Origin of the sequence: Campylobacter coli LMG 9860 (assembly GCF_000254135.1) — a bacterium.
GTDB classification, from domain to species: domain Bacteria; phylum Campylobacterota; class Campylobacteria; order Campylobacterales; family Campylobacteraceae; genus Campylobacter_D; species Campylobacter_D coli.
Window position 1 is genome coordinate 1 of record NZ_AINS01000034.1, and the last position, 6950, is coordinate 6950.

The following is a 6950-nucleotide window of genomic DNA, read 5'->3' on the forward strand; positions in this document are numbered from 1 at the left end:
TTATTTAATCCTCCTTTAAGCTTAATTGGTTATACTTTCATTTCCTTTTTCAGAAAAGGACTTAAGATCTTTAAATTATAGTCTAAAGTTAACTAAAGTTAAATTAAGATTTTATAAACCCTATGTTTCTAGTTTTAAATTAATCTTTAATCCTAGCTAAAGCAATCTAAGTTTATAAAACTTTATTATTACTAAACTTTATTTACATATAATAAATGATTTTTTGTTTTTGTTCTTTAAAATTAATATTGTTATTTCAAATCTTATTAGTCAATCTTTGAAATCTAAATAAGTGATCGATTGAGCCAGAAAAGATTTAGGCATAAGCAATTATGTAAAATCTATTCAATCTAATAATTAAAAAGATTAAAAGCTTTTCTTTTAATCTTTCATAACTTTTTCTTTGAAGAAAAAGATTAAACTATCTATAATTTTTATGGAGAGTTTGATCCTGGCTCAGAGTGAACGCTGGCGGCGTGCCTAATACATGCAAGTCGAACGATGAAGCTTCTAGCTTGCTAGAAGTGGATTAGTGGCGCACGGGTGAGTAAGGTATAGTTAATCTGCCCTACACAAGAGGACAACAGTTGGAAACGACTGCTAATACTCTATACTCCTGCTTAACACAAGTTGAGTAGGGAAAGTTTTTCGGTGTAGGATGAGACTATATAGTATCAGCTAGTTGGTAAGGTAATGGCTTACCAAGGCTATGACGCTTAACTGGTCTGAGAGGATGATCAGTCACACTGGAACTGAGACACGGTCCAGACTCCTACGGGAGGCAGCAGTAGGGAATATTGCGCAATGGGGGAAACCCTGACGCAGCAACGCCGCGTGGAGGATGACACTTTTCGGAGCGTAAACTCCTTTTCTTAGGGAAGAATTCTGACGGTACCTAAGGAATAAGCACCGGCTAACTCCGTGCCAGCAGCCGCGGTAATACGGAGGGTGCAAGCGTTACTCGGAATCACTGGGCGTAAAGGACGCGTAGGCGGATTATCAAGTCTTTTGTGAAATCTAATGGCTTAACCATTAAACTGCTTGAGAAACTGATAATCTAGAGTGAGGGAGAGGCAGATGGAATTGGTGGTGTAGGGGTAAAATCCGTAGAGATCACCAAGAATACCCATTGCGAAGGCGATCTGCTAGAACTCAACTGACGCTAATGCGTGAAAGCGTGGGGAGCAAACAGGATTAGATACCCTGGTAGTCCACGCCCTAAACGATGTATACTAGTTGTTGCTCTGCTAGTCAGGGCAGTAATGCACCTAACGGATTAAGTATACCGCCTGGGGAGTACGGTCGCAAGATTAAAACTCAAAGGAATAGACGGGGACCCGCACAAGCGGTGGAGCATGTGGTTTAATTCGATGATACGCGAAGAACCTTACCTGGGCTTGATATCCTAAGAACCTTTTAGAGATAAGAGGGTGCTAGCTTGCTAGAACTTAGAGACAGGTGCTGCACGGCTGTCGTCAGCTCGTGTCGTGAGATGTTGGGTTAAGTCCCGCAACGAGCGCAACCCACGTATTTAGTTGCTAACGGTTCGGCCGAGCACTCTAAATAGACTGCCTTCGTAAGGAGGAGGAAGGTGTGGACGACGTCAAGTCATCATGGCCCTTATGCCCAGGGCGACACACGTGCTACAATGGCATATACAATGAGACGCAATACCGCGAGGTGGAGCAAATCTATAAAATATGTCCCAGTTCGGATTGTTCTCTGCAACTCGAGAGCATGAAGCCGGAATCGCTAGTAATCGTAGATCAGCCATGCTACGGTGAATACGTTCCCGGGTCTTGTACTCACCGCCCGTCACACCATGGGAGTTGATTTCACTCGAAGCCGGAATACTAAACTAGTTACCGTCCACAGTGGAATCAGCGACTGGGGTGAAGTCGTAACAAGGTAACCGTAGGAGAACCTGCGGTTGGATCACCTCCTTTCTAGAGTACAAAGTAATAAGTCTCACAACTATTACTTCATTATAAACTCAATTGATTCTTGTTTAGATTTCAAAGATTGATGATAAAGCTAATTGTTTATGGGGAATTAGCTCAGCTGGGAGAGCGCCTGCTTTGCACGCAGGAGGTCAGCGGTTCGATCCCGCTATTCTCCACCATTTATTAAGGGCCTATAGCTCAGCTGGTTAGAGTGCACCCCTGATAAGGGTGAGGTCACAAGTTCAAGTCTTGTTAGGCCCACCATAGAAGTATCAATCTTAAAAAGATAAAAACAAGATTTGAAATCAAGCTTTAAAATCTAAAGCAAGTATATATTTATAAATATACTTTATATACCATATACTTCCTTTAGGTTTTAAACCTAAATGTTCTTTATAATTATCATTGTTAAGAGTCACAAGCAAGTTTTAATAAAAACAATTTTACAGGACTTGTTAAAGGATAAAACTCAATTATCTTTTCTTTGGTTTTATTTATATCTTTTAACTATCTTTATTTTTTATAATAAAGAGAATATTAGATCTAAAATTTTAAATTAAAGATAAGTTTCAAACTCACGACTTAGTTTAGATATTTTTAGTATTTATATTAAGTGTTTGAATGCTTTCCGTCTTAAGATAATGAAGTCTTATCATAAAAACTTTAACAAGGAAGTGATGCGTTTTAGAATCAATAATAAAAGGTAGAAGTTAGATTATATCTAACTTTTATGCATATTCTTAGCAGAAGAAGCAAGAAAGACTATTAGTCTTTAACTTACTTTATCAGCCTAATATCTTTTAGGTTGGCGGGGTAGGTCTTTAGCGTGCTTCTTAGTCAAGGCTTTGCCTTGACGCTAAAGAAGGTAAAAAAGGTAAGCTACTAAGAGCGAATGGTGGATGCCTTGACTGGTAAAGGCGATGAAGGACGTACTAGACTGCGATAAGCTACGGGGAGCTGTCAAGAAGCTTTGATCCGTAGATTTCCGAATGGGGCAACCCAATGTATAGAGATATACATTACCTATATAGGAGCGAACGAGGGGAATTGAAACATCTTAGTACCCTCAGGAAAAGAAATCAATAGAGATTGCGTCAGTAGCGGCGAGCGAAAGCGCAAGAGGGCAAACCCAGTGCTTGCACTGGGGGTTGTAGGACTGCAATGTGCAAGAGGTGAGTTTAGCAGAACATTCTGGAAAGTATAGCCATAGAGGGTGATAGTCCCGTATGCGAAAAACAAAGCTTAGCTAGCAGTATCCTGAGTAGGGCGGGACACGAGAAATCCTGTCTGAAGCTGGGTCGACCACGATCCAACCCTAAATACTAATACCAGATCGATAGTGCACAAGTACCGTGAGGGAAAGGTGAAAAGAACTGAGGTGATCAGAGTGAAATAGAACCTGAAACCATTTGCTTACAATCATTCAGAGCCCTATGTAGCAATACAGGGTGATGGACTGCCTTTTGCATAATGAGCCTGCGAGTTGTGGTGTCTGGCAAGGTTAAGCAAACGTGAAGCCGTAGCGAAAGCGAGTCTGAATAGGGCGCTTAGTCAGATGCTGCAGACCCGAAACGAAGTGATCTATCCATGAGCAAGTTGAAGCTAGTGTAAGAACTAGTGGAGGACTGAACCCATAGGCGTTGAAAAGCCCCGGGATGACTTGTGGATAGGGGTGAAAGGCCAATCAAACTTCGTGATAGCTGGTTCTCTCCGAAATATATTTAGGTATAGCGTTGTGTCGTAATATAAGGGGGTAGAGCACTGAATGGGCTAGGGCATACACCAATGTACCAAACCCTATCAAACTCCGAATACCTTATATGTAATCACAGCAGTCAGGCGGCGAGTGATAAAATCCGTCGTCAAGAGGGAAACAACCCAGACTACCAGCTAAGGTCCCTAAATCTTACTTAAGTGGAAAACGATGTGAAGTTACTTAAACAACCAGGAGGTTGGCTTAGAAGCAGCCATCCTTTAAAGAAAGCGTAATAGCTCACTGGTCTAGTGATTTTGCGCGGAAAATATAACGGGGCTAAAGTAAGTACCGAAGCTGTAGACTTAGTTTACTAAGTGGTAGGAGAGCGTTCTATTTGCGTCGAAGGTATACCGGTAAGGAGTGCTGGAGCGAATAGAAGTGAGCATGCAGGCATGAGTAGCGATAATTAATGTGAGAATCATTAACGCCGTAAACCCAAGGTTTCCTACGCGATGCTCGTCATCGTAGGGTTAGTCGGGTCCTAAGTCGAGTCCGAAAGGGGTAGACGATGGCAAATTGGTTAATATTCCAATACCAACATTAGTGTGCGATGGAAGGACGCTTAGGGCTAAGGGGGCTAGCGGATGGAAGTGCTAGTCTAAGGTCGTAGGAGGTTATACAGGCAAATCCGTATAACAATACTCCGAGAACTGAAAGGCTTTTTGAAGTCTTCGGATGGATAGAAGAACCCCTGATGCCATCGAGCCAAGAAAAGTTTCTAAGTTTAGCTAATGTTGCCCGTACCGTAAACCGACACAGGTGGGTGGGATGAGTATTCTAAGGCGCGTGGAAGAACTCTCTTTAAGGAACTCTGCAAAATAGCACCGTATCTTCGGTATAAGGTGTGGTTCGCTTCGTATTAGGATTTACTCCGAAAGCGAAGAAACTTACAACAAAGAGTCCCTCCCGACTGTTTACCAAAAACACAGCACTCTGCTAACTCGTAAGAGGATGTATAGGGTGTGACGCCTGCCCGGTGCTCGAAGGTTAATTGATGGGGTTAGCATTAGCGAAGCTCTTGATCGAAGCCCGAGTAAACGGCGGCCGTAACTATAACGGTCCTAAGGTAGCGAAATTCCTTGTCGGTTAAATACCGACCTGCATGAATGGCGTAACGAGATGGGAGCTGTCTCAAAGAGGGATCCAGTGAAATTGTAGTGGAGGTGAAAATTCCTCCTACCCGCGGCAAGACGGAAAGACCCCGTGGACCTTTACTACAGCTTGACACTGCTATTTGGATAAGAATGTGCAGGATAGGTGGGAGGCTTTGAGTATATGACGCCAGTTGTATATGAGCCATTGTTGAGATACCACTCTTTCTTATTTGGGTAGCTAACCAGCTTGAGTTATCCTCAAGTGGGACAATGTCTGGTGGGTAGTTTGACTGGGGCGGTCGCCTCCCAAATAATAACGGAGGCTTACAAAGGTTGGCTCAGAACGGTTGGAAATCGTTCGTAGAGTATAAAGGTATAAGCCAGCTTAACTGCAAGACATACAAGTCAAGCAGAGACGAAAGTCGGTCTTAGTGATCCGGTGGTTCTGTGTGGAAGGGCCATCGCTCAAAGGATAAAAGGTACCCCGGGGATAACAGGCTGATCTCCCCCAAGAGCTCACATCGACGGGGAGGTTTGGCACCTCGATGTCGGCTCATCGCATCCTGGGGCTGGAGCAGGTCCCAAGGGTATGGCTGTTCGCCATTTAAAGCGGTACGCGAGCTGGGTTCAGAACGTCGTGAGACAGTTCGGTCCCTATCTGCCGTGGGCGTAAGAAGATTGAAGAGATTTGACCCTAGTACGAGAGGACCGGGTTGAACAAACCACTGGTGTAGCTGTTGTTCTGCCAAGAGCATCGCAGCGTAGCTAAGTTTGGAAAGGATAAACGCTGAAAGCATCTAAGCGTGAAGCCAACTCTAAGATGAATCTTCTCTAAGCTCTCTAGAAGACTACTAGTTTGATAGGCTGGGTGTGTAATGGATGAAAGTCCTTTAGCTGACCAGTACTAATAGAGCGTTTGGCTTATCTTTAATAAAGCATCACTTCCTTGTTAAGGTTTTTAAGAAGACTTTGAATATAGATAATATTTAGAGTTTAATAGAAATCTTTCAAGTAGAGTTTGTATTAGAACTTGCTCTTAACATTGTTTTTTAAGTATTCTATATAAAAACTTATCAAAGAGAGTAAAGATTTGATTCATTGATAAGATGAAAGATAAGATTTAAAAGATAAAAGTAAAAATTAAAAAACAAAAAAAGAAAAATAAAAAAGAATAGAAGAAAAGCAAAAAAATAAAACAATAGAATAAAAAATAAAAGCTTTATTCTTAAGTTAAATCTTTCAAAGAATATTTAAATAACAATGTCCGTGATTATACAGATGTGGAAACGCCTTGCTCCATCCCGAACCAAGAAGCTAAGCGCATCGTGGGTGATGATACTACGCCTTACTGGCAGGGGGAAAGTAGCTCATTGCGGACTTGTTAATTCTACTTTATCTTATTCTTATAGATTTAAAATCTTAGTTTTTATATGTCAATCGTTGTTTTTATATTTAATTATTTTTTTATGTTTATTAAATCTATTATTGTATTAATTATTTTTTTATTGATTGAATTTGTTTTTATGCTAATTAAATATGTTTTTGTATTCATTGTTTTTTTATGTTTATGTTTAATTGGCTTGGATTGATTTATGCTTTTGTTCTAATTGTATTTAATCAACTTAGAATGCTTTGTATAATGCTTTTACTTATCTACAACTTATTATTTTTATATTCAATCATTAGTTTAATTGATTTATGCTTTTGTTGGTTTTAAATACTTTATTAGTCATTGCTTGATTAGTTTATTAATTTATTTAATTTAATCAGTTAGGTTATATTCATTGGTTTGTTTGATTAACTAGTTTGAAGTTTAGTTAGCTTGGGTTGATTTAATTTGTAGTTTTATATTTAAATTGATTGGTTGGGTTGTCAGCTTAGCTATGGTTGTTTATTAGTTTGGGTTGATTTAATGGTTGTTTGAGTTGTTTAGTTTATATGTTTTTATATCTCAATTATTCTTTTTATTTATTAAATCTTTTGTATCAATAATTAATCTTTATGTTTACTTGTATAGGTTTATTTATTCAATCTATTTTTATGTGTCAATTGTTCTTTATATGTCTAGTTTATATTTTATTATGTAGCTTGGGTTTGTTCAATAATTGGGTTGGATTTTTAATCACTCAAGTTTATTTTATAGTGTTTATTGAGGTT

The 6950-nt window shown here is 39.7% G+C and carries 2 tRNA genes and 3 rRNA genes; all 5 read left to right on the forward strand.

Going from position 1 to position 6950, the window contains the following annotated elements:
• The first annotated feature begins 433 nt into the window (after window positions 1-433).
• The 5 genes from CCO88_RS04970 (at window position 434) to rrf (ending at window position 6172) form a co-directional block, all read left to right on the forward strand.
• A 16S ribosomal RNA gene (locus tag CCO88_RS04970) occupies window positions 434-1946 on the forward strand.
• Between the two features lie 100 nt (window positions 1947-2046).
• Window positions 2047-2122 (forward strand) — tRNA-Ala (locus CCO88_RS04975).
• A gap of 8 nt (window positions 2123-2130) precedes the next feature.
• Window positions 2131-2207 (forward strand) — tRNA-Ile (locus CCO88_RS04980).
• 608 nt (window positions 2208-2815) lie between these two features.
• Window positions 2816-5722, forward strand: a 23S ribosomal RNA gene (locus CCO88_RS04985).
• A gap of 333 nt (window positions 5723-6055) precedes the next feature.
• Window positions 6056-6172 (forward strand): 5S ribosomal RNA (gene rrf, locus CCO88_RS04990).
• The 16S, 23S and 5S rRNA genes sit together here with 2 tRNA genes alongside, the layout of an rRNA operon.
• Window positions 6173-6950: the final 778 nt, after the last annotated feature.